The organism is Streptomyces sp. NPDC001508 (assembly GCF_040298665.1).
In the GTDB taxonomy this organism is placed as follows: Bacteria; Actinomycetota; Actinomycetes; order Streptomycetales; family Streptomycetaceae; genus Streptomyces.
In genome coordinates, this window is sequence record NZ_JBEPAP010000048.1 from 1 (window position 1) to 22,575 (window position 22,575).

General features: G+C 72.9%; 18 protein-coding genes and 1 pseudogene. 12 read left to right on the top strand and 7 right to left on the bottom strand.

Annotated elements, in window-relative coordinates; genetic code table 11:
* From ABT245_RS32380 to ABT245_RS32410, 7 genes are all read left to right on the top strand, one after another.
* A partial coding sequence (locus ABT245_RS32380) for an alpha-glucosidase C-terminal domain-containing protein (protein WP_351740522.1) occupies positions 1–258 on the top strand: 258 nt, incomplete at its 5' end.
* 31 nt (positions 259–289) lie between these two features.
* Positions 290–1,654, top strand: a complete 1,365-nt coding sequence (locus ABT245_RS32385) for a maltokinase N-terminal cap-like domain-containing protein (protein WP_351740525.1) — start codon at positions 290–292, stop codon at positions 1,652–1,654.
* 4 nt (positions 1,655–1,658) lie between these two features.
* Positions 1,659–3,959, top strand: a complete 2,301-nt coding sequence (gene glgB / locus ABT245_RS32390; protein WP_351740528.1) for a 1,4-alpha-glucan branching enzyme — start codon at positions 1,659–1,661, stop codon at positions 3,957–3,959.
* Between the two features lie 66 nt (positions 3,960–4,025).
* Entirely contained in the window at positions 4,026–5,930 is a 1,905-nt protein-coding gene (locus tag ABT245_RS32395; RefSeq protein ID WP_351740531.1) for an AMP-dependent synthetase/ligase, read from the top strand.
* A gap of 92 nt (positions 5,931–6,022) precedes the next feature.
* Positions 6,023–6,457, top strand: a complete 435-nt coding sequence (locus tag ABT245_RS32400; protein ID WP_351740673.1) for an ATP-binding protein — start codon at positions 6,023–6,025, stop codon at positions 6,455–6,457.
* Between the two features lie 445 nt (positions 6,458–6,902).
* A complete protein-coding gene (locus tag ABT245_RS32405) occupies positions 6,903–8,285 on the top strand; it encodes an NAD(P)/FAD-dependent oxidoreductase (protein WP_351740534.1) in 1,383 nt (460 codons plus the stop codon).
* Positions 8,286–8,467: 182 nt separating this feature from the next.
* Positions 8,468–10,696 carry an FUSC family protein gene (locus ABT245_RS32410; protein ID WP_351740537.1) on the top strand — a complete coding sequence of 743 codons (2,229 nt, stop codon included), beginning with the start codon at positions 8,468–8,470 and terminating at the stop codon, positions 10,694–10,696.
* Positions 10,697–10,741: 45 nt separating this feature from the next.
* Here the strand turns inward: ABT245_RS32410 and ABT245_RS32415 are convergent, their stop codons facing one another.
* Positions 10,742–11,557, bottom strand: coding sequence for a SigB/SigF/SigG family RNA polymerase sigma factor (locus tag ABT245_RS32415; RefSeq protein ID WP_351740540.1), 816 nt, complete (start codon positions 11,555–11,557; stop codon positions 10,742–10,744).
* A gap of 465 nt (positions 11,558–12,022) precedes the next feature.
* Here ABT245_RS32415 and ABT245_RS32420 point away from each other — a divergent pair, with 465 nt between their 5' ends.
* The gene (locus ABT245_RS32420) at positions 12,023–12,478 is read left to right on the top strand and encodes a cyclic nucleotide-binding domain-containing protein (protein ID WP_351740542.1); all 456 of its coding nucleotides are present in this window, start codon (positions 12,023–12,025) and stop codon (positions 12,476–12,478) included.
* A 4-nt stretch (positions 12,479–12,482) separates the two neighbouring features.
* Here ABT245_RS32420 and ABT245_RS32425 read toward each other — a convergent pair whose 3' ends face one another.
* Positions 12,483–13,790, bottom strand: a complete 1,308-nt coding sequence (locus tag ABT245_RS32425) for an MFS transporter (protein ID WP_351740545.1) — start codon at positions 13,788–13,790, stop codon at positions 12,483–12,485.
* Positions 13,791–13,879: 89 nt separating this feature from the next.
* Positions 13,880–14,497 carry a LysE/ArgO family amino acid transporter gene (locus tag ABT245_RS32430; protein ID WP_351740548.1) on the bottom strand — a complete coding sequence of 206 codons (618 nt, stop codon included), beginning with the start codon at positions 14,495–14,497 and terminating at the stop codon, positions 13,880–13,882.
* A gap of 108 nt (positions 14,498–14,605) precedes the next feature.
* Between ABT245_RS32430 and ABT245_RS32435 the strand changes: the two genes are divergently transcribed.
* Positions 14,606–15,505, top strand: a complete 900-nt coding sequence (locus ABT245_RS32435) for a LysR family transcriptional regulator ArgP (protein ID WP_351740551.1) — start codon at positions 14,606–14,608, stop codon at positions 15,503–15,505.
* A 50-nt stretch (positions 15,506–15,555) separates the two neighbouring features.
* On the opposite strand, the pseudogene ABT245_RS32440 reads toward ABT245_RS32435, so the two are convergent.
* Together ABT245_RS32440 and ABT245_RS32445 are read right to left on the bottom strand one after the other, a co-directional pair.
* Positions 15,556–16,208, bottom strand: a pseudogene (locus ABT245_RS32440) (response regulator transcription factor); the annotation flags it as partial.
* Positions 16,209–16,304: 96 nt separating this feature from the next.
* Positions 16,305–17,651, bottom strand: a complete 1,347-nt coding sequence (locus tag ABT245_RS32445) for a M1 family metallopeptidase (protein ID WP_351740675.1) — start codon at positions 17,649–17,651, stop codon at positions 16,305–16,307.
* Positions 17,652–17,902: 251 nt separating this feature from the next.
* On the opposite strand from ABT245_RS32445, the gene ABT245_RS32450 reads away from it, so the two are divergent.
* Entirely contained in the window at positions 17,903–18,253 is a 351-nt protein-coding gene (locus ABT245_RS32450) for a DUF488 domain-containing protein (RefSeq protein WP_351740553.1), read from the top strand.
* A gap of 361 nt (positions 18,254–18,614) precedes the next feature.
* Here the strand turns inward: ABT245_RS32450 and ABT245_RS32455 are convergent, their stop codons facing one another.
* On the bottom strand, positions 18,615–20,288 hold the full coding sequence (locus tag ABT245_RS32455; protein ID WP_351740556.1) for an FAD-binding dehydrogenase: 1,674 nt from the start codon (positions 20,286–20,288) through the stop codon (positions 18,615–18,617).
* 19 nt (positions 20,289–20,307) lie between these two features.
* On the bottom strand, positions 20,308–20,940 hold the full coding sequence (locus ABT245_RS32460; protein WP_351740559.1) for a TetR/AcrR family transcriptional regulator: 633 nt from the start codon (positions 20,938–20,940) through the stop codon (positions 20,308–20,310).
* Positions 20,941–21,083: 143 nt separating this feature from the next.
* On the opposite strand from ABT245_RS32460, the gene ABT245_RS32465 reads away from it, so the two are divergent.
* Together ABT245_RS32465 and ABT245_RS32470 are read left to right on the top strand one after the other, a co-directional pair.
* Positions 21,084–21,710, top strand: coding sequence for an alpha-ketoglutarate-dependent dioxygenase AlkB (locus tag ABT245_RS32465; protein ID WP_351740561.1), 627 nt, complete (start codon positions 21,084–21,086; stop codon positions 21,708–21,710).
* Positions 21,711–21,803: 93 nt separating this feature from the next.
* Positions 21,804–22,550, top strand: coding sequence for an MBL fold metallo-hydrolase (locus ABT245_RS32470; protein WP_351740564.1), 747 nt, complete (start codon positions 21,804–21,806; stop codon positions 22,548–22,550).
* Positions 22,551–22,575: the final 25 nt, after the last annotated feature.

Here is a 22,575-nt window from a genome sequence, read left to right on the forward strand (position 1 = left end):
TCCACCAACCCCGCGGTCATCGCCTTCCTGCGCGAACACGAGGACGACCTCGTCCTGTGCGTCCACAACTTCTCCCGCTTCGCCCAGCCCACCGAACTCGACCTGCGGGCCTACGACGGACGGCATCCCGTCGAACTCGTCGGCGGAGTACGCTTTCCCGCCATCGGTGAACTCCCCTATCTCCTCACCCTCGCGGGCCACGGCTTCTACTGGTTCCGGCTCTCCCGAGTCGCATCCCGTATCGGCCGACGACGCTGAGCGCGCGGCGCCGAGGAAAGGACGCCTCACCATGCCGAAGACCGTATCGCCCAGGCCGCGCGGCGAGGCCGGCCCCGACCGGCCGATGTCCTCCCTGACCGGGCTGCTCAGCGAATGGCTGCCCAGGCAGCGCTGGTTCGCGGGCCGGGACCGGCCCGTCACGGACCTCGCCCTGCTGTCCATGACCGAGCTGTTCCCGGGCTGTCTGCATCTGCTGGTGCACACCGGGCAGGGCGGTGTCCCGGCGCCCGGCGGCCCGCCCCCGGCCGGCGCCTGCTACCAGTTGCTGCTCGGCATGCGCGCGCATCCGGCGCCGCATCTGGAACGGGCGTTCATAGGCCGGGTGCGGGAAGGCCCGCTCGCGGGCGTCGCCCTCTACGACGCGCTGCACGACCCGCGTTCGGCCGCGCTGCTCCTGGAGCGGCTGCGGCAGCCGGGCACGGCGGGCCCGCTGCGCTTCGAGGCGGATGCGGCCGTGCGGGTGCCCGGCGGGCTCGCGCCGCGTCTGCTGGACGCGGAGCAGTCCAACTCCTCGCTGGTGTACGGCGACGCGTACATCCTGAAGGTGTTCCGCCGGGTGGAGCCCGGCATCAACCCGGACCTGGAGGTGCCGGGGGCGCTGGCCGGCGAGGGCTGCACGCGGGTGCCCGCGCCGGTCGCCTGGTTCCGGACGACCGAGCCGCGGCCGGCGACGCTCGGGGTGCTCCAGCCGTTCCTGCCGGACGCCGCCGACGGCTGGACGCTGGCGCTGCGCGCGCTCGCCGCGGGGGACGATTTCACCACCGAGGCCTATGAGTTGGGGCAGGCCACGGCCGATGTGCATGTGGCGCTCGCCACCGCCTTCCCGTCCGCGGGCGGCGGCGAGAACGGTCACACGGTGGCCGCGATGACCGCCCGGCTGGAGGCGGCCGCGCACTGTGTGCCGGCCCTCGCGCCGTTCGTCCCCAGGCTGCGCACCGCGTTCGGGGCGCTGGACGGCCACGACGCCGCGCCGCCCGCCCAGCGCATCCACGGCGACCTGCATCTCGGGCAGGTGCTGCGGGCCGGGCGGAACTGGTTCGTCATCGATTTCGAGGGCGAGCCCTCGCGCCCGCTCTCCGAGCGGCGCAGCGCGCAGTCGCCGGTGCGGGACGTCGCCGGCATGCTGCGCTCCTTCGACTACGCGGCCCGGCAGCGGCGCCCCTGGCATCCCGAGTGGGCCGACCGCTGCCGGGAGGCCTACTGCGCGGGCTATGCCGCCCGGGCCGGGTGGGACCCGCGCCGAAAGCACGCGCTGCTGCGAGCCCACGAGACCGACCGGGCGGTGTACGAGGCCGTGTACGAGGCCCGGCACCGTCCCGACTGGCTGCCCGTTCCCATGGCCGCGATCGAGCGGCTCGTCGTCAGGGAAGGCTGACACCATGGCACTGCGCGACACCTCGCTCCCCGGGCCGTCGGGCCCCGCGACGACGACGGCGCTCCGGCTGGATCCGGCCGACCGCGAGCGGCTGCTCGCCGGCGCCCACCACGACCCGCACGCCCTGCTGGGGGCCCACCCGGTGCCGGGCGGCACCCTGTTCCGGGCGCTGCGTCCCTTCGCCCGCGCGGTGAGCGTGCTGGTAGACGGGATGCGCAGCGCACTGGTCCACGAGGGCGACGGGCTCTTCTCGGCCGTGCTGCCGCACGCGACGATCCCGGCGTACACGCTGCTGGTCGAATACGCCGAATACGCCGAGAACACCGAGAACACCGAAAACGGGGTCACCGTCCACGAGACGGCCGACCCCTACTGCTTTCTGCCCGCCCTCGGCGAGCTGGATCTGCATCTGATCGGCGAGGGCCGGCACGAGCGGCTGTGGCGGGCGCTGGGCGCCGAGCCCATGACGCACCAGGGCGTGGCGGGCACCCGCTTCTCGGTGTGGGCGCCGAACGCCCGGGGCGTGCGGGTCACCGGCGACTTCACCAGCTGGGACGGCACGCAGTACCCGATGCGTTCGCTCGGCTCCTCGGGTGTCTGGGAACTGTTCGTGCCGGGCGTGGGCGAGGGCGCCCGGTACAAGTTCGAGATCACCTCGCGCCGCGGCGACCGGTTCCTCAAGGCGGACCCGATGGCGCGCCGCACGGAGGTGCCGCCCGCGACGGCCTCCGTGGTGACCTCCTCGCACTACGAGTGGGGCGACGACGCGTGGCTGGCGCACCGCGCGGACATCCCGGTGCACGAGGCGCCGTTCTCCGTGTACGAGGTCCATCTGCCGTCCTGGCGACCAGGACTGACCTATCGTCAGCTTGCCGATGAACTCCCCGCGTACGTGAACGAGTTGGGCTTCACCCATGTGGAGCTGATGCCGGTCGCCGAGCACCCCTTCGGCGGCTCCTGGGGCTACCAGGTCACCGGCTTCTACGCACCGACCGCCCGCCTCGGCACCCCCGACGACTTCAAGTACCTGGTCGACGCCCTGCACCGGGCGGGCATCGGCGTCCTCATGGACTGGGTACCGGCCCACTTCCCCAAGGACGACTGGGCGCTGGGCCGGTTCGACGGTGATCCGTTGTACGAGCCCGGGGACTCCCGGCGCGCGGAGCATCCCGACTGGGGGACGTACGAGTTCGACTTCGGGCGCCGCGAGGTGCGCAACTTCCTGGTTGCCAACGCCGTGTACTGGTGCGAGGAGTTCCACATCGACGGCCTGCGCGTGGACGCCGTCGCCTCCATGCTCTACCTCGACTACTCACGCGACTCGGGCCAGTGGACACCGAATGTGTTCGGCGGACGCGAGGACCTGGACGCGGTGGCGTTCCTGCAGGAGATGAACGCCACCGTCTACCGCCGCTGCCCGGGCGTGGTCACCATCGCCGAGGAGTCGACCGCCTGGGACAGCGTCACCCGGCCCACGGACAGCGGCGGCCTCGGCTTCGGCCTGAAGTGGAACATGGGCTGGATGCACGACTCGCTCCAGTACATGCGGCACGAGCCGGTGCACCGCACGTACCACCACCACGAGATGACCTTCTCCATGGTGTACGCCTACAGCGAGAACTACATCCTGCCGATCTCCCACGACGAGGTCGTGCACGGCAAGCGCTCACTGGTCTCGAAGATGCCCGGCGACTGGTGGCGGCAACGCGCCGACCACCGCACCTACCTCGCCTTCATGTGGGCCCACCCCGGCAAACAACTCCTCTTCATGGGCCAGGAGTTCGCCCAGGGCGCCGAATGGTCCGAAACACACGGCCCCGACTGGCGGCTGCTCGACCCCGGCTACCCGGCCGAACCCGACCACCGCGGCGTCCTCGACCTCGTACGCGACCTCAACACCGTCTACCGCGCCACCCCCGCCCTGTGGCAACGCGACACCGACCCCACCGGCTTCCAGTGGATCACCGCCGACAGCGCCGACGCCGCCGACGACAACGTGTTCGCGTTCCTGAGGTACGACGCCGACGGGACACCCCTGCTGTCGGTGTCCCACTTCTCCCCCGTCGTCCGCCACGACTACCGGCTCGCCGTGCCGAAGGGCGTTGCCGCGTGGCGGGAGGCGCTCAACACCGACAGCGCGCGCTACGGGGGCAGCGACATCACCGACCGGGGTCTCATCGTGCCGCGGGACGGGCACCTGTGTCTCACCCTGCCGCCGCTCGCCACGGTGTGGCTGGTACCGGCGCCCGCGGACCGGTCCGATCAGTTCCCCGATCTTGACCCCAATCGCGCTCGCCTGGGCTAGATTCGAGCACCGTCGGCCACAAAGGTGTTCGACGGCGTCACCCTCCGTACATCCCAGGAGCAGCGCATGCGCGAACTCGCCCTCGCTCCAGACCTCGCCCCTGACCTGACCGGCGGGCTCGCCGACACCGTCTTCGACACCGCGGCCCGCGACCCCACCCTGCCGGTGCTGGCCCGCCGCACGGACGACACCCCGGCCGGATGGCGTCAGGTGACGGCCGTCGAACTGCGGGACGAGGTGGTGGACCTGGCCAAGGGCCTGGTCGCCTGCGGGATCTCACCGGGCCACCGGGTCGCCGTGATGGCCCGCACCCGTTACGAGTGGACCGTGTTCGGCCACGCCCTGTGGACGGTGGGCGCGGAGATCGTGGCGATCCATCCGCACTCCTCGCGCGAGCAGGTCGAGTGGATCCTGCGCGACGCCGACTGTGTGGCCGTGCTGGTGGAGGACGAACAGGGCGTCATGACGGTGGGCACCCTGTGCGCGCGGCTGCCCCGGCTGCGACACGTGTGGCAGCTGGACACGGACGCGCTGCCGCAGCTCGTGGAGCGGGGCGCGGTCATCCCGCTGACCACCGTGGAGTCGCTGCGCCGGATCGTGCTGCCGGACTCGACCGCGGTCGTCGCCTACACCTCCGGCACCTCGGGCCGCCCGCTGGGCTGCGCGCTGAGCCACCGCGGACTGGCGTATCCGTGCGACACGCTGCTCGCGGGCTGGGCGCACACGGCGGCGCCACCGGGCGAGCAGGCGTCCGTGCTGGCCTTCCTGCCGTTCTCGCACGTGTACGGGCTGATGATCCAGGTGCTGTGCCTGCGCGGCGGCATCCTGCTGGGCCATGAGCCCGAGACGACCGACGCGGCGCTGGCCTCGGCGCTGCGCACCTTCCGGCCCACCTACTTCTACGGGGTGCCGTCCCTGTTCGAGAAGCTGTACAAGAACTTCCTGCGCGCGGCCCAGCAGGCCGGCCGGGGCGCGCTGTTCGAGCGGGCGGCGCGGACGGCGCGGGACTTCGCCGCGGCCGAGGAGCGGCGGCGGCTGGGCACGGGGGCAGGACCCGGGTTCGACCTGCGGCTCCAGCACGCCCTGTACGAGCGGACGGTGTACCGCAGGCTGCGGGCCACGCTGGGCGGCCGGGTGGTCCGCGGCAGCTCGGGCGGCTCGTCGCTCAGCCGGGAGCTGTCCCTCTTCTACGAGGGCATCGGCGTCTATGTGAACGACGGCTACGGGCTGACCGAGTCGGGCGGCGGGATCACCATGCAGCCGCTGGGCCGGGAGAAGTCGGGCACCGTGGGCCAGGCCCTGCCGGGCACCCGGATCCAGATCGCCGAGGACGGGGAGATCCTGGTGCGCGGCCCGTCGGTGTTCCAGGGCTACGTCAACGACGAGGCGGCGACGCGGTGGGCACTGCGCGGCGGCTGGCTGGCCACCGGGGACCTCGGGCGGCTGGACTCCGAGGGCTATCTGACCATCACGGGCCGCAAGAAGGACGTCATCATCACCAGCAGCGGCAAGTGCGTGGCGCCGGCCCCGCTGGAGCAGCGGCTGCGCATGCATCCCCTCGTCCACCAGGCGGTGGTCGTGGGCGACGACCGGCCGTGCGTGGGTGCCCTGATCACCCTGGACCCGGAGTTCCTCGCGCACTGGCGCTCGACGCCGGCGTCGCAGGGCGAGGCGCCCGGCCGGGACGTGCGGGAGGAGAACGCGCTGCGGGAGGAGATCGCGCGGGCCGTGGCCGCCGCCAACAGCGCCGTGTCACGCTCGGAGTCCATCCGGGTGCACCGGGTGCTGCCCACGCCGTTCGACACGTCCAACGGGCTGCTGACGCCGTCGATGAAACTGCGCCGGGACGCCATCGCCCGGCACTACGCCGCCGAGATCGACGCGATGTACCAGGCACGCTCGGAGGCCCTGCGGCGGCCGCCGCGGGAGGAGCCGGCCGACTGGGACGACTCGGACAGCGTGTTCCGTTGATCGGGAGGCGTAGCCGGGCCGCGCGCGGGAACCCAGCCCAGGAAGGGAAAGGCCGGGACGGCAGTCCGGTACACACGGCGCTGGGGATGACAATGGCGACCGGACCACGACGGAACAACACACCCCTCTCGGAGGAGGCCTTCGACCGCTGGGTCTCCTTCCCGGGTGAGCTGCGCAATGTGACCGGTGCCCGGCTCGCCGCGCAGGACTTCCTCGGCGACCTCGCGCGCAGAACGCCGCCGTCCGCGCCCGAGTACTGGGACGACATCCTGCTGGTGGTGACGGAGCTGGCCGCAAACGCCGTGCAGTACGCGCCGGGGCCGTTCGCCCTGCGGATGCGCCGCACGTTCGACGGTGTGCACATCACGATGCACGACACCAGCACCGTGCGTCCCGAGCCGCGGCCCTTCACCCCGCGCACGGGTGGCGGCGGCGTCGGGTGGCGGCTCGTGGACACGCTGTGCGACCAGGTCAGTGTGGTGGTCACCGACGGCGGCAAGGACATCCACGCCTTCCTGCCCTGGTGAGCGGCCGGGCCGTGCACACGGCACGGCGTCATCCGGGGCGCTGCGCGACCACGCCGCACCTCGTCACCGACAGCTGGCTCCGGTGCCGGTGCCCGGCGCCGGCTCGCCGCCCTTGACAGCCGCCTCAGGGCCCGGGCACGCAGCCGCCGCACCCCGGGGTCGGCACCGCTCGTATGGAGCGCGCCGGTCGGCGACGCCACGTCGGCCGGCTCGCCGCCGTGCGCCGGCGGTGGTCCGGGCCCCCGGTGCGGCACGGCCGTCGGGGGGCATGCCGGGCGGCGTGCGGGTTACTCCGGTTCCTGGCGGGGCAGACGGTGCCCACGCGTTCGAGCTGCCGCTCCCGGTGGCGGAACCACCCGGGGCGCGGTGGGATCGGTGTGGTGCGCAGCAGCGATCCGGTGCGGGGGAGCACGTCGAACCGGACCCGCCCGCAGCCGCAGAAGGGATGGACACCGTGACACGACCCAGGATCCTGGTGGTGGGCGCAGGCTTCGCCGGTGTGGAGTGCGTTCGCCGCCTGGAGCGGAAGCTGGCCCCCGACGAGGCCGACGTCACGCTGGTGACGCCGTACTCGTACCAGCTCTATATGCCGCTGCTGCCGCAGGTCGCCTCCGGCGTGCTGACGCCCCAGTCGATCGCGCTGTCGCTGCGCCGCAGCAGGCGGTATCGCACCCGGATCATCCCGGGCGGTGCCATCGGCGTGGATCTGAGGGCCAAGGTGTGCGTGATCCAGACGATCACCGACAAGGTCGTCGACGAACCGTACGACTACCTCGTGCTCGCCCCGGGCAGTGTGACCCGCACCTTCGACATTCCCGGCCTGACCGATCACGCCTACGGCATGAAGACCCTCGCGGAGGCCGCCTATGTACGCGACCACGTCATCTCGCAGCTCGACCTCGCCGACGCCAGCGACGACCCCGCCGAACGCGCCGCGCGGCTGCAGTTCGTGGTGGTCGGCGGCGGTTACGCCGGCACCGAGACCGCGGCCTGTCTGCAACGCCTGACGCACGGCGCGCTGCGCCGCTACCCGCGGCTGGACCCGGCCCTGATCAAGTGGCACCTGATCGACATCGCGCCCCGGCTGATGCCGGAGCTGGGCGACAAGCTCGGCCGCAGCGCCCAGGAGATTCTGCGCCGGCGCGGGATCGAGATCTCCCTGGGGGTCTCGATCGCGAAGGCGGGCCCGAAGGAGGTCACCTTCACCGACGGCCGGGTGGTGCCCACCCGCACGCTGATCTGGACGGCAGGAGTCGTCGCCAGCCCGCTGATCGCGACGCTCGGCGCGGACACCGTGCGCGGGCGGCTCGCGGTCACCGCGCAGATGACGCTGCCGGGGCACCACGGGGTGTTCGCGCTGGGCGACGCCGCCGCCGTCCCGGACCAGGCCAAACCCGAGGGTGGCGCGGTCTGCCCGCCGACCGCGCAGCACGCCATCCGTCAGGGCAAGCGGGTCGCCGACAATGTCATCGCGACGCTGCGCAACCAGCCGCTGCGCCCGTACGCGCACCGTGACCTCGGGCTCGTCGTCGACCTCGGGGGCCGGGACGCCGTCTCCAAGCCGCTGGGCGTCGAACTGCGCGGTCTGCCCGCGCAGGCCGTCGCCCGCGGCTATCACTGGTCGGCGCTGCGCACCAGTGTCGCCAAGACCCGGGTCATGACCAACTGGCTGCTCAACGCCATCGGCGGCGACGATTTCGTGCGCACCGGGTTCCAGGCGCGCCGCCCCGCGAAGCTCAAGGACTTCGAGTACACCAACGCGTATCTGACGCCCGACCAGGTGCGGGCACATGTGGCGGGCCTGCCCCTGGACAGTCCTGCGGACTGAACCGCCCGCCGGCGCCCGGTTGGAGCCGGGGACCGGCCGGCGGCCCCGCCGGCATCCGGCACCCGGCCCGTACCGGGGTCCGGCGCGGATCGTGGCCATGCCATGCTGGGTCGCAGATCATGTGGCGGACCAGGACGTGACACGGGAGAGAGCGCGGCGGTGTGAGGACAGCGGAACGGTCGGTGCGGACGGAGCCGTGGGACCGGCTCGCGGCCTGGGACCCGGGGCTGCTCCGGCTCACCGCGGGGCTGCGCACGGTGACGGCCATCGCCCTGACCCTGCTCGTCCTGGCGCTGCTGCGGGCCGATGTGACCCATCTGGTGGCCGGGGCCATGGCGGCGATGGTCGCCACCTTCGCCATCCGTGAGAAGCGGCGCGACCAGCAGGCCGTGACGCTGGCGCTGGGCCTGCCGGTGGCGCTGGTCTCCCTGTCGCTCGGCGCGCTGCTGAACACGCGCGTGGTGATCGGTGACCTGTTCTTCGTGGCGCTCATCTTCTGCGCGGTCTACGGCCGCCGGTTCGGCGACCGGGGCACGGCGCTCGGTCTGATCGGCTTCCAGATCTACTTCCTTTCCCTCTTCGTGCGCGCGAGCGTGCCGTCGCTGCCCGGGCTGTACGGGGCGCTCCTGCTGGCCTTCGGATGCAGCGCGGTCGCCCGGTTCGTGCTGGTGGCGCAGACGCCCGCGGGCATCCTGGACCGGCTGCGCCGGGCCTTCAGGGCCCGGCTCGGCCAGTTGGTCGCGGCCCAGATCGACCTGCTGGACGCCGGCCCCGACGACATGGACAAGGCCCTGGAAGTGGTCCGGGTCAGGACCGCGCGGCTGCACGAGAGCGCGCTGATGATCCAGGGCCGGCTCGCGGACGGCGCCTTGGACGAGGCGGTGGCGGGGCTGCTCCAGCGGCGCATCGCGGAGGCCGAGATCGCCGCGGAACGGCTCGGTCTGTTGCTGCTGACCGCGCGCAGCGCCGAGCGCGCGACCACGCTCACCCTGCATCTGCCGGGCGCGCCGCCGCCCTCGGGCGTCGCACAACCGGTGCGGGACGAGACGATGACGGCGCTGCGCCGGGACCTTCAGGCGCTGCGCCTGCTGGTGCTGCGGCCGACCGGCGCGGACCGGGGGACGGCGCTGTCCCGGGTCCGCAACCGGCTGCTCGGCTACCGGGAGGAGGAGAACCTGCCGCACGCGTCGCCCGCCGTGCAGGACGTCTTCCGGGGTCTTGGCGAGAGCGCGCGGGCCGTCCTCGGGCTGCGTATCGCCCTGGACGGGCCGCAGGACGAGTCCGGCGACACGCCCGCGACGACCCGCTCGCGCGAGGAGCTGGACACGGAGGACGCGGCGATCGGCGGCGGCGAGGAGCGCGCGGCGGACGAGGCGGCGCCCACCGGGCTGCGACGGCCCACCACGCGCTCGGCCGCGCAGGTGGCCGCGGGTTCGGCGCTCGCCATCGTCGGCGGTGAGCTGCTGTCCAGCCAGCGCTGGTACTGGGCGGTGCTGACCTGCTGGATCGTGTTCCTCAACACCGCGTCGACGGGCGAGATCCTGGTGAAGGGCTACCGCCGGCTGCTGGGCACGGTCCTCGGTGTGGTGGCGGGCATCGGGCTCGCGGGTCTGGTCGGCCACCACACGTGGACGGCGTTCGCGCTGGTGCTGCTGTTCATCTTCGCGATGTTCTACACGGCCCCGCTGTCCTACACGCTGATGTCGTTCTTCGTCACGGCGATGCTGGGACTGCTGTACACCCTGCTCAACACCTACAGCCTGGCCGTCCTGGTGCTGCGGGTGGAGGAGACGGCGCTGGGCGCGGCCTGCGGCATCATCGCGGCGGCGGTGGTGCTGCCGGTGGCAACGGACCGCCGTACGAACGAACTGCTGGTCACCGTGCTGGACCGGCTGGCGGACATCACACGGTCCGCGGTCGACCAGCTGAGCGGGGCGCCCCCGGTGGAGCTGCTGGACCGGGCGCGGGAGCTGGACCAGGCGCTGGCGGACCTGCGTGCCTCGGCGCAGCCGCTCATCCACCCGATCACGCCGCTGCGCTCGCGCAGGGACACCGTGCGCTATGTGGTGGCGCTGCTGGAGACGTGCGCCTACCATGCCCGGTCCCTGGCGGCGACCGCCGTGCTCCTGCCGTCGCATCCGTCGATGGCGGCGGACCCGCGGCTGCGCGGCGCGGGCGGCAGGATCGTGCGCAATATCGAGGCGATCGCCGCGCAGATCAGGGACGGGCAGGCGGCGGCCGGGGTCGAGACCGGCCCGAGCATCGCGTCCCTGTTGCGGCCGGGCACACCGGCCACCCCGCGCTACGGGCAGGTCACCGACCGGGTGCTGCGCCACCTGCAACGGCTGGACGAGGCGGTGGTGGGCCTGGCCCGGCCGCTCCGGGTGCCGGTCGAGCGCGACACGAAGTGAGCAGAGGCCACGCCAGGGGCCAAGTGGGCGCGGGGCCGCGGTGGTTCAGCGGGACGTCGGGCCGCCGGTGCCGCGTCGCCGGCCGAGCGCCTCGGCACGGACGCGGGCACAACTGCGGCTGATGAGACGCGAGACATGCATCTGGGAGATGCCGAGGCGGTCGGCGATGCGGCTTTGGGTCATGTCCTCGAAGAAGCGCATATAGAGGATGGCCCGTTCCCGCTCGGGCAGCCGGCGCAGGCCCTCCTTGGCGGATTCCCGGTCGACGACGACGTCGTAGGAGGGGTCGGCCGCGCCGAGGACGTCCGCGAGCGGGTGCCCCCCGCCGTCGGGGGCCGGTTCGGCGTCCAGGGACAGGGTGCTGAAGCTCTCCAGGGCCTCCAGGCCGGTGCCGACCTCGTCCTCGGTGAGGCCGGTGTGGCGGGCGATGTCGGTGACCGAGGGTTCGCCGGCGCCGGGGTGCTGGGTGAGTTCGCGGCGGGCCAGGCGGACCCGGTTGCGCAGGTCCTGCACCCGGCGGGGCACCCGCAGGGCCCACATCCGGTCCCGGAAGTGCCGCTTGATCTCTCCGGTGATGGTGGGCACGGCATAGCTCTCGAAGGGGCCGCGGACCGGATCGTACCGGTCGACGGCCTTGACGAGGCCGAGCGCGGCCACCTGCCGCAGATCCTCGATGGACTCGCCGCGGTCGCGGAACCGGCCGGCGATCCGGTGGGCCATGGGCAGCCAGGCCGTCACCAGTTCCTCACGCACCTCGTCGCGGCGGGGTCCGTCGGCCGACTCGGCGAGCCGGGCGAACAGGGCCGCGGTGTCGGGGGCGTCGTCGTGGGGCCGCTTGCTTGTGGACAGTTGAGTGAGCATGCGGTTATCGCTCCTGGACTGTGGGTTCAGGGAGGTGGGTCGTACCGCTCCCGTGGGGCGCGCCTCGGAGCACGACACTCCGTCTGCCCTTGCCCTGGGGGAACAAACACGGACCAAGGCCACGAGCCCGAGGCCGCGGCTCGGGGGCGGCGTGCCTTCGCCGCGCCGGGCCCCGGGCCCCGGGCCGGACAGTGAAACAGGTCACGCGACCCGGTTTCCGGTGCCCGAGCGCCCCAGGGACGGTTTACCGTTCATCCATACCGGGACCGCGGTCGACCGCTCCGGTCCTGCCCGGCCCACCAGGTACCGCCCTGGCTGGTGACCCCCGCCCAGCCAGGGCTCTTTTCCGCCCGCCGGGCCGGATCCACGCGATTCCCCGCCCCCGAGGTGCCCGGGGCGGCGGCAGCGGCTGAAATGGGCGTAGGGAGAACTCCGGAATCCCCGGCCCGCGAGGAGCCCTGCGCCATGACCAAAGCGATAAAACTGCTGACCGCCCTCCCGCAACAACAGCGCGAGCGCCTCATGGAGCTGGCGCGGGAGGTGTCCTTCCCGGAGGACACCAGGATCTTCGAGGCCGGGGGCACGGCCGACCGGTTCTGGGTGATCCGGTCGGGTGCGGTCAACCTCGACCAGCAGGTGACGACCCATCAGCGGGTGACGGTGGCGAGCCTCGGCGCGGGCGACCTGCTCGGCTGGTCATGGCTCTTCCCGCCGTACACCTGGGACTTCGGCGCCGTGGCGTTCAGCTTCGTACGGGCCTACGAGTACGACGCCTCCGCGGTGCTCGCGCTCAGCGTGGAGGACCCGCTGCTCGGGCTGTCGCTGGTGCGGACCGTCGCCGAAATCCTCGCCCACCGCCTGGAGTTGACGCGGGGCAAGCTCATGGAGCAGTACACGCTGCACCGGCGCAGCAGGCTCTAGCGCCTCAGCCTCGGTAGCGGCGCAGCGCGGGCACCGCCGCGGCCAGCGCCAGCATCACCACGACCACCAGCAGGCCGCCGCCCGCGACGGCCGCGCGCGGCCCGAAGGCGGAGCCCGCCGTGCCGTGCAGCACGTCGGCCAGGCGCGGACCGCCCGCGACGACGACCGTGAACACCCCCTGCATGCGCCCGCGCATCTCGTCGGTGGCGGCGGACAGCAGGATCGCCCCGCGGAAGACCATGGAGACCATGTCGGCGACGCCCGCGGCGGCGAGGAACGCCAGCGCCATCCAGAGGTTGCGGCTCAGCCCGAAGCCCGCGACGGCCACGCCCCAGCCGACCACCGCGCCGATGACCATCAAGCCGTGCCGGCGTGCCCGGGAGAACGTGCCGGAGAACAGCCCGCCGATCACCGCGCCGACGGGGATCCCGGCGAACAGCACACCGAGCGCCAGACCTTCGCCGTAGGGGGCGTAGGTCTGCGCGGCCAGTTGCGGGAACAGGGCGCGGGGCATGCCGAACACCATGGCGACGATGTCGGCGACGAAGGACAGCAACAGCACCTTGTGCAGGGAGATGTAGCGGAAGCCGGCCGCGATCTCCCGCAGGCCGGCCCGCCGGGCCTGCGCCTTGCCGAGCGGCGGCAGCGCCGGCAGCCGCGCGACCGCCCACACCGTGACGCACAGCGCCACGGCGTCGATGAGGTACAGCTCGGGCAGGCCGACGACCGGGATCAGCGCGCCGGCCAGCAGCGGCCCGGCCACCAGGCCGGTCTGCATCACCGTCGAGCCGAGGGCGTTGGCCGCGGGCAGTTCCTCCGCGGGGACGAGCCGGGCGATGGAGGCGCTGCGCGCCGGGGAGTTGAGGCCGAAGAACGCCTGCTGCACGGCGAGCAGGACCATCAGGACGACCACCGAGTCCATACCGGCGACGGCCTGCGCCCAGAACAGCAGCGAGGTGACCGCGATGCCGATGTTGGTCACCAGCAGCAGTCTGCGGCGGTCCACCGTGTCCGCGACCGCGCCGCCCCACAGCGCGAACACCACCATGGGCAGCAGCCCGGCGAGGCTCGCGTAGCCGACCCAGGCGGAGGAGTGCGTGATGTCGTAGATCTGTTTGGGCACGGCGACGGCCGTGAGCTGGCTGCCCACCGCGGTGACGACCGTCGAGGACCACAGCCTGCGGTAGGCGGGGCGACGCAGGGGACGGGTGTCCATCGCCCAGCGGCGCCAGCCGCCCGACGGCCGTGCCGCCGGGGCGGGGGTGTCGGGCCGTGCCGCGGCGCTGTCGCCGGTGCTCTCGCTCGTGTCCACAGGCTTCCTGGTTGCTCGTTACATCTTTCGATTCGGGCTTCACTATGGCAGCAGCGGCCCCATCGGCCGCAACGCTGTGCCCGATCGTCTCAGGATCCGGTGACGAGCAGCGCGCCGAGCGTGATCATGGTCACCGCGACCAGGCCGTCCAGGACCCGCCAGGCCCGTGGCCCGGCGAGCACCCGGCCGAGCAGCCGGGCACCGAAGCCGAGCGCCGCGAACCAGCACAGGCTGGCCAGGGCCGCGCCGAGACCGAACGTCCAGCGCAGCGGGCCGCGGTCGGCGGCCAGCGAACCGAGCAGGAACACGGTGTCCAGATAGACATGCGGGTTGAGCCAGGTCAGCGCGAGACAGGTGAGCACCGCCCGCCGCCCGGAGCCCGCCGCCGTGCCCTCCGTTCGCAGACCGGCGGCGGCCGGCCGCAGGACGCGGCGGGCGGCGAGCACGCCGTAGCAGAGCAGAAAGCCGCCGCCGATCAGCGCGACCGCCCTCAGCGCCCCGGGCCGGGCGAGGACGAGCGCTCCGACGCCGCCGACGCCCAGCGCGATCAGCACCAGGTCGGACAGGGCGCAGATGCCGACGACCGCGAGGACCGCGTCCCGTCGGATGCCCTGGCGCAGGACGAACGCGTTCTGGGCTCCGATGGCGACGATGAGCGAGAGGCCGGTGCCGAATCCGGCGGCAGCGGCGGTCAGGGCGGCGGACATGCCGACGACGCTAACCGCGCGATCACCCGGCGTACAGCTAAAGATTTTTACGTAGCATCAGCGGTTCTACAGGCTGTCCGGGAGAAGCGGAGGAGGTGAGCGGCCGCCATGGTGCCGGAGCTGCCCCTGGATCAGGTGCGGACACTGCTCGCGGTGGTGGACGAGGGCACGTTCGACGCGGCGGCGGCCGCCCTGCACCTGACGCCCTCGGCGGTCAGCCAGCGGGTCAAGGCGCTGGAGCAGCGCACGGGCCGGGTGCTGCTGCGGCGGACCAAGCCGGTGCTGCCGACGGAGTCCGGCGCGGTGCTGGTGCGGTTCGCCAGGCAGCTGGCCCGGCTGGACCGGGACGCGCGCGGTGAGCTGGGGCTCAGCGGGGCCGGTGAGCCCACGCGGGTGTCGGTGGCGGTGAACGCGGACTCGCTCGCCACCTGGTTCCTGCCGGCGCTGCGACGGGTGCCCGGCGAGCAGCGGCTCTGTTTCGAACTGCGCCGCGAGGACGAGGACCACACGGCGGCGCTGTTGCGGGAGGGGCAGGTGATGGCAGCGGTGACCTCGTCGCCCGATCCGGTGCCGGGCTGTTCGGTGCGCCTGCTCGGGCGGATGCGCTACCTCCCCGTGGCGAGCCCGGAGTTCGCCGCGGAGCATCTGGCGGGGCCGCCGGCCGAGGCGCTGGCCGCGGCGCCGGTGGTCGTCTTCGACCGGCGCGACGACTTCCAGGACGACTTCATCCGTGCGCTGGACGCCGGCTTCGGCGCCGCGAGCGCGCACCGGCACTATGTGCCCACCTCGGAGGGGTTCGCCGAGGCGGTCGCCACGGGCCTCGGCTGGGGCATGGTCCCCGAGTCCCAGGCCGACCCGCTGCTGCGCACCGGCCGGCTGGTCCGCCTCGCCCCCGGCCGCTGGGCCGAGGTCCCCCTGTACTGGCAGCAGTGGAAACTCGACTCCCCCGCACTGGCGACGCTGGCCGACGCGGTGACGACGACAGCGAGGGAGAACCTGCGCCGCTGAAGGAACGCCCGCAAGGAACGCGAGGCTGTGTCGACATACGGCTTCGCCGCGATGGGGTGGCGCGGGTCGGTCTCGGTCTTGCGGCGCAGGTTCCTGATGTGCGCGTCGACGGCCCCTTCCGTGGAGCCCGGTCGAAACCATGGGGTCGTCTGCAGCAACTTCCGCCGGGAGAAGACCCGTTCCGGCTCGGCGGCCATGGCCGGCAGGATCTGGAACTCGGCCGGTGCGCACTCCACCGGCACACCGTCGCAGCGCACTTCGTGCCGTACCGGGTCGACACCGACGCCGCCGGCGCGCACGACGGGGTCCTCGTACACGCCGACGCCCCGGCCGCCGCGCCGCAGCACCGTCCGGACACGGGCCGTCAGCTCGCGCGGGCTGTAGGGGTCGGTCAGGTGGTCGTCGGCGCCCGGCGCCGGACCGAGCGGCGGATCGTCCCCGGCGGCGCGGGCGGTGCGCATGAACGCGGGGATGTCGTCGGTGTCGGGCGGACCGCCGCGCAGTGCCCGGCACACCCCCGAAGCCGTCGACCACGGGGAGCATCGGGTCCAGGACCACCGGGTCGGGTGCGCGGCGTCGGCCCGTCCAGGGCGGCGGCACCGTCGTGCATCGCCGTGGCGGTGTGACCCTCAGCCGGCAGCGAGCGGCGGATGAGTTCGGCCTGTGTCTCGTCGTCCTCGGCGACCAGCACATGTGCGCACACGCGGCGGATCCTCGGCGGTGTTTCGGCGCCGGGTCATGTGCCGGCTTCGCCGACACATGTGAGGACGCGTCGGGCAGCGCCACGCCACCACGGGCCTTACAGCGAAGCGCCCGGTTTCCCCTTGGTGTACAGCCATGTGTGGAACAGGCTCTTCAGGTCCTTCCCGGACTCCTTCTCGGCCAGCCGCACGAACTCCTCGGTGGTGCCGTGCCCGTCGCGGTGCTGGGTGGGCCAGGCACGCAGGATCCGGAAGAACGCGTGGTCGCCGACGGCCTTGCGCAGTTCGTGCAGGGTCATGGCGCCACGGTCGTACACCGGGTCCTCGAAGAGGTTGTCGCCGCTGCCCGGGTCGCCCGGCGGGATGTCCCACAGGTCGTCGTCCTCGGGGCTGGCGTACAACTCGTCGAAGATCTCCTGCGCGGTGTCGCCGCCGTGCTGTTCGTCGTAGAGCCACTCGGCGTAGCTCGCGAAGCCCTCGTTGAGCCAGATGTCCTTCCAGGAGGTGATGGCGACCGAGTCGCCGAACCACTGGTGGGCGATCTCGTGGACGAAGGTCGCCAGGTCGGGTGCCGAGTCGTAGACGGGCCGGCTCTGGCTCTCCAGGGCGTACCCGACGTGCGGGGCGTGGTCGACGATCGATCCCGCGGCCCGGTACGGGTAGGGGCCGAACAGCTTGCTCTCCCACTCCAGCACGGAGGGCAGCTTCTTCAGAACGGACGCCGACGCCTTCGCCTCCCGGGGGTCGACGGCGTTGTACACCTGGATGCCGTCGCCCGTGGTGTACCGCTCGACCTCGAACTTCCCGACCGAGGCCGTGGCCAGGTAGGCGGCCATCGGCTCGCTCTGGCGCCAGCGGAAGGTGGTGCGGCCGTCGGCGGTGTTCTGCCCGAGCAGGACGCCGTTGGCGACGGCGGTGCGCCCCTCGGGGACGGTGATCGTGAAGTCGTACGAGGACTTGTCCAGGGGGTGGTTGTTCGCCGGGAACCAGGTCATCGAGCCCTGCGGCTGGCCCGCGACGAACGCGCCGTCGTCGGTGTGGATCCAGCCGTCCTGGGAGCCGTCCTGGTCGATGAGGGGCTGGGGCGTGCCGTTGTAGTCGACCCTGACCTGGAACTCCTGGTCCTTGTCGAGGGCTCGGCGCGGGGTGACGACCAGTTCCTGGCCGCTGCGCCTGACGTCCGCGCTCTCGCGGTCGACGGTGACGCCGGTGACGGTCAGCCCCTGCAGGTCGAGGTCGAAGCTGGACAGCTCGTGCGTGGCGCGGGCGGTGAGGACGGCCGTGCCGTCGAGATGCCGGGCGTCGGTGTCGTAACGGAGCGTCAGGTCGTAGTGCTTGACGTGGTATCCGCCGTTGCCGGCGAGCGGGAAGTAGGTGTCGCCCAGGCCGGACGCTCCGGGCGCGGCGGCCACGGACGGTCCGGCGGCGCCGAGCAGCGCCGCCATGGCGACGGGGACGGTGGCGAGGACGGCCTCGCGGCGCAGCACCGTGGTGCGTCGTCCTGGGCCCTGCTGTGGGGGTGGCGTCACATGCGCTCCTTGGGAGGGATGGCCGGCATCGATCTGCCACAGACTAGAGGCGATTTCGCCTGTATTACCCACGTTCGGGGCACGTCGCGCCGCGTCGTCCACCGGTCGGCCGTTCTCGTCACCGTACGCTCGCGGCACCGTCCGCGCCCGCAGAGAGGTCCCCGATCGTGAGCGTACGTGTGCGCAGCGTCCATGAACCGCCCGAGCCCGACGACGGTCTGCGGGTGCTGGTCGACCGGCTGTGGCCGCGTGGCCTGGCCGAGGACGCCGCCGGCATCGACGAGTGGCCCAGGACCCTGACCCCGTCCGCCGAGCTGCGCCAGTGGTACCACGCGGGCAACGGCGACTACGGGGAGTTCCGCCGCCGTTACGCGGCCGAACTGGAGAAGCCGGAGGCCGCCGCGCTGCTCGACGGACTGCGCGCGTCGGCACGCACCGGACCGGTGACGCTGCTCACCGCGTCCAAGAACCCGCACCAGGGCCACGCCGCGGCCCTGGCGGCACACCTGAACAACTGACCCACCGACCGGCACCGGGCGGCTCGCTCCCGCACGCAATCCGCCCACCGACCGACGGGCGGCTGCGGCTTGCTCCCCCGCTCACCCGGTCCACTGACCCGCTGACCGGCACGGGCAACTCGCTCTGCCACTCAATCCGCCCACCGACCGGCACGGGCGGCCCCCTCCCCCACTCACCCCGCCCACCGACGGCACAGGCGGCCCATTCCCCTGCTCACCCGGTCCACCGACCCGCCGACCGGCGCCGGCGGCTCACTCCCCCACTGACCCGGTCCACTGACCCGCTGACCGGCACATGCGGCTCACTCCACTCACCCCGCCCACCGACCCGCCGACCGGCGTCGGCGGCGCGCTCCCTCGGTCACCCGGTCTGGCGGGCCGCGGCGCGGCCCGCGGCGCGGCCGGAGAACAGGCAGCCGCCGAGGAAGGTGCCCTCCAGCGCGTTGTAGCCGTGGACGCCGCCACCGCCGAACCCGGCCACCTCGCCCGCCGCGTACAGCCCGCCGACGGGCTGCCCGTCGGCGCCCAGGGCGCGGGAGTCCAGGTCGGTCTGGATGCCGCCGAGCGTCTTGCGGGTGAGGATGTGCAGCTTGACGCCGATGAGCGGGCCCGCGGCGGCGTCGAGGACACGGTGCGGGACGGCGACCCGGCCGAGGCGGTCACCGATGTAGCGGCGGGCGTTGTGGATGCCCTGCACCTGGGAGTCCTTGCTGTAGGGCTGGTCGATCTGCAGGTCACGCGCCTCGATCTGGCGGCGTACCGCGGCCGGGTCGAGCAGGGGCCGCTCGGTGAGGGCGTTCATCTTCTCGACGAGCCGTTCCAGGGTGTCGGCGGTCACGAAGTCCGCTCCGTGGCGCACGAAGTCCCGCACCGGCCCGGGGGCGCCCTTGCCGAGCAGCCGGTCGCGCAGCACCGCCTTGCGGTCCTTGGCGGTGATGTCGGGGTTCTGCTCGGAGCCGGACAGCGCGAACTCCTTCTCGATGATCTTCCGGGTGAGGACGAACCAGGAGTGGTCGTGGTCCTTGAGGTCCTCGGTGGTGCGCAGGTGCCTGAGGGTGCTCAGCGTGTCGTAGCCGGGCAGGCAGGGGTCGGGCAGCCGGCGGCCGAGCGCGTCCAGCCAGATCGGGGAGGGTCCGGACAGGATGCGGATGCCGTGCCCGGGCCAGATGGGGTCCCAGTCGCGCAGGCCCTCGGTGTAGTGCCACATGCGGTCCCGGTTGACCAGGCGCGCGCCCGCCCGTGCGCTGATGTCGAGCATCCGGCCGTCGACATGGGCGGGGACGCCGGTGACCATGTGCGCGGGGGGTGCACCGAGCCGTTCGGGCCAGAACCGGCGCACCATGTCGTGGTTGGCGCCGATGCCGCCGCTGGTGACGATCACGGCCTGGGCGGTGAGTGCGAAGTCGCCGGTCCGGTCGCGGCTGGAGGCGGCCCCGCGGGGCGCGTCGTCGGGGGCGAGGACGGTGCCGCGCACCCCGGCCGCCTCGCCCGCCTCGACGACGAGTTCGTCCACCCGGTGGCGGTGGTGGAAGGTGAGCAGTCCGTCCCGGGCGGCCCGCCGGGCATGGCGCACGAACGGTTCGAGCACGCCGCTGCCGGTGCCCCAGGCGATATGGAAGCGCGGCACGGAGTTGCCGTGCCCGTCGGCGCGCAGATCGCCGCGTTCGGCCCAGCCGACGGTGGGCAGCAGGGAGATGCCGTGCCCCTTGAGCCAGGACCGCTTCTCGCCGGCCGCGAACTCGACGTAGGCGCGGGCCCAGCGCGCCGCCCAGGAGTCCTCGTCGTCGAGCCGGTCGAACTGCGCGCTGCCCTGCCAGTCGTTCCAGGCGAGGTCGAAGGAGTCCTTGATGCCGAGGCGCCGCTGCTCCGGGGAGTCGACGAGGAAGAGCCCGCCGAAGGACCAGTGCGCCTGGCCGCCGAGGTTGGCGGCGTTCTCCTGGTCGACCAGGGCCACGCGCCTGCCCCGGCTGGTGAGTTCGTGCGTCGCGACCAGGCCGGCGAGACCCGCTCCGACGACGATGACGTCCGCGTCCATGGTGTGCGTTCCCTTCCCTCTACGACTCGTGCGGGCTGGTGCTGCCGTCGGTCAGCAGCGCGGTGAGCAGGTGGCCGAGCCAGGCGCGGGCCGCGTCCACGTCCCGGTCCAGCAGCAGTTGGGTGGTGACTCCGTCGTAGGCGGCGACCACGGCGTGCGCGGCGCCGTCGGCACCGCCGAGCACGGCGGGCAGCGCGGTGCGGCCCGCGGCCCGGGTCAGCCGGTCCGCGATCGCCCCTCTGAGGCGGGCCCGGTGGTCGAGGAGTGCCTGGGCCACGGCGGGGCGGCGGGCGGCGTGCACCAAAAAGTCCGTCTTGACCAGCAGCCAGTCCACATCCAGCAGAAGCACCTCGGTGACCCGGGCCACGGCGGCGGGTACGTCGAGGGCCGGTCCGTCAAGGGCCAGCGCGTCGGCCACCTGCTCTGCGATGAGGTCGGCCCGGTCCCGGTAGAGGGCGAAGAACAGCTCGTCCAGGCTGGCGAAGTTGGAGTAGAAGGCGCCCCTGCTGAAGCCGGCGGCCTCGCACACCTCCTCGATGGAGACGCGGCCGAACCCCTTCGCGGCGAACACCGTGAACGCGGCGTCGAGCAGCCTGGCCCGGGTCCTCACCCGGCGCCGGGTCACCCGCCCCGCCGTCTGCTGCGTCACCATCGGACCTCCGTTCGATGCGCGAATGTATCGGATACGCCGATGTATCGAAAGGGGTGGGAAGGACGGCGGGAGGAGCGCCGCACACCGGCACACGACCCGCGATCATGGGAACACATTTTCGATTCGCGGGTTACGCTGGGACTATGGCCACGCATTTCCAGGGCTCCCTGTTCGACCAGACCGACGAACTGCGGCTCACCGCCCTCGACGGCGCGCGCCGGACCGAACTGGGCGCAGGCGCCTGGATCGACGTACTGCCCGGCTGGCTGAGCGGGGCGGACGCCCTGTTCGAGCGACTGGCCCGGGGTGTGCCGTGGCACGCGGAGCGGCGCACGATGTACGACAGCGTCGTCGACGTACCGCGGCTGCTCGCCTTCTACGAGGCGGACGCCCCGCTGCCGCACCCCGTGCTGGCCGAGGCCCGCGACGCGCTCTCCCGTCATTACGCCGGCGAACTGGGCGAGCCCTTCAGCACGGCCGGCCTGTGCTACTACCGCGACGGCCGGGACAGCGTCGCCTGGCACGGCGACCGGATCGGGCGGGGCGCCCGCGAGGACACCATGGTGGCGATCCTCTCCGTGGGCACGCCCCGGGACCTGCTGCTGCGCCCGGCGGGCGGCGGCCACTCGGTCCGCCGCCCGCTCGGCCACGGCGATCTCATCGTGATGGGCGGCTCCTGCCAGCGGACCTGGGAGCACTGCGTACCGAAGACGACGCGCGCCACCGGGCCGCGCATCAGCGTCCAGTTCCGGCCGCACGGCGTACGGTGACCCCGGCATCCCGTGCACCCCGCGCACCGCGGCGGCCGGAATGTCTGGTTGGCTGTCGACCGTCAGGCAGCACGCTCAGGACTCGGGGAGATCATGCGGGCAGACGTACGCCAAGTCGCCGACGGCGCCTACCTGGTGCACGGCAGCAACACCAACTGGGTCATCCTCACGGACGGGGACACGGCGACCCTGGTGGACACCGGCTACCCCGGGGACCGGCACCTGGTCCTCGACTCCCTGGCCACCGTGGGCATCAAGCCCGAGGCGGTCGCGGCCGTGCTGATCACCCACGCGCACAACGACCACCTGGGCTCGGCCGAGTACCTGCGCAGCACCTACGGAACCCCGGTCCGGCTGCACGAGGCCGAAGTCCCGCACGCCCGCCGGGAGTTCCTTCAGCAGGTGTCCGTGGGCGCGGTACTGCGCAACGCCTGGCGGCCGGGCGTCGTGCCGTGGCTCGCGCATGTGCTGCGTGTCGGGGGCACCCAGCAGCACCCGGTCACCGCTCCCGAGGCGTTCCGCACCGTGGGCGCGCTGGACCTGCCGGGCCGGCCGGTCCCGGTGCACACCCCCGGCCACACCGACGGACACACCGTCTACCACCTGCCCCACCTCGGCATCGTCATCTCCGGCGACGCCCTGGTCAGCGGCCACCGCACCTCCCGGCTGCGCGGGCCCCAGCTGCTGCCGGTCATGTTCGACCACGCCCGGGCCCGCGCAGTGGACTCGCTGGAGCTGATCGCGCGGCTCGACGGGGACATCCTGCTGCCGGGCCACGGGCCGGTGCACCGCGGGCCCGTGCGCGAGGCCGCGGCGCAGGCACGGGACCGGGCGCGCTGAACCACACCCGCAAGGCCGTAAGGTT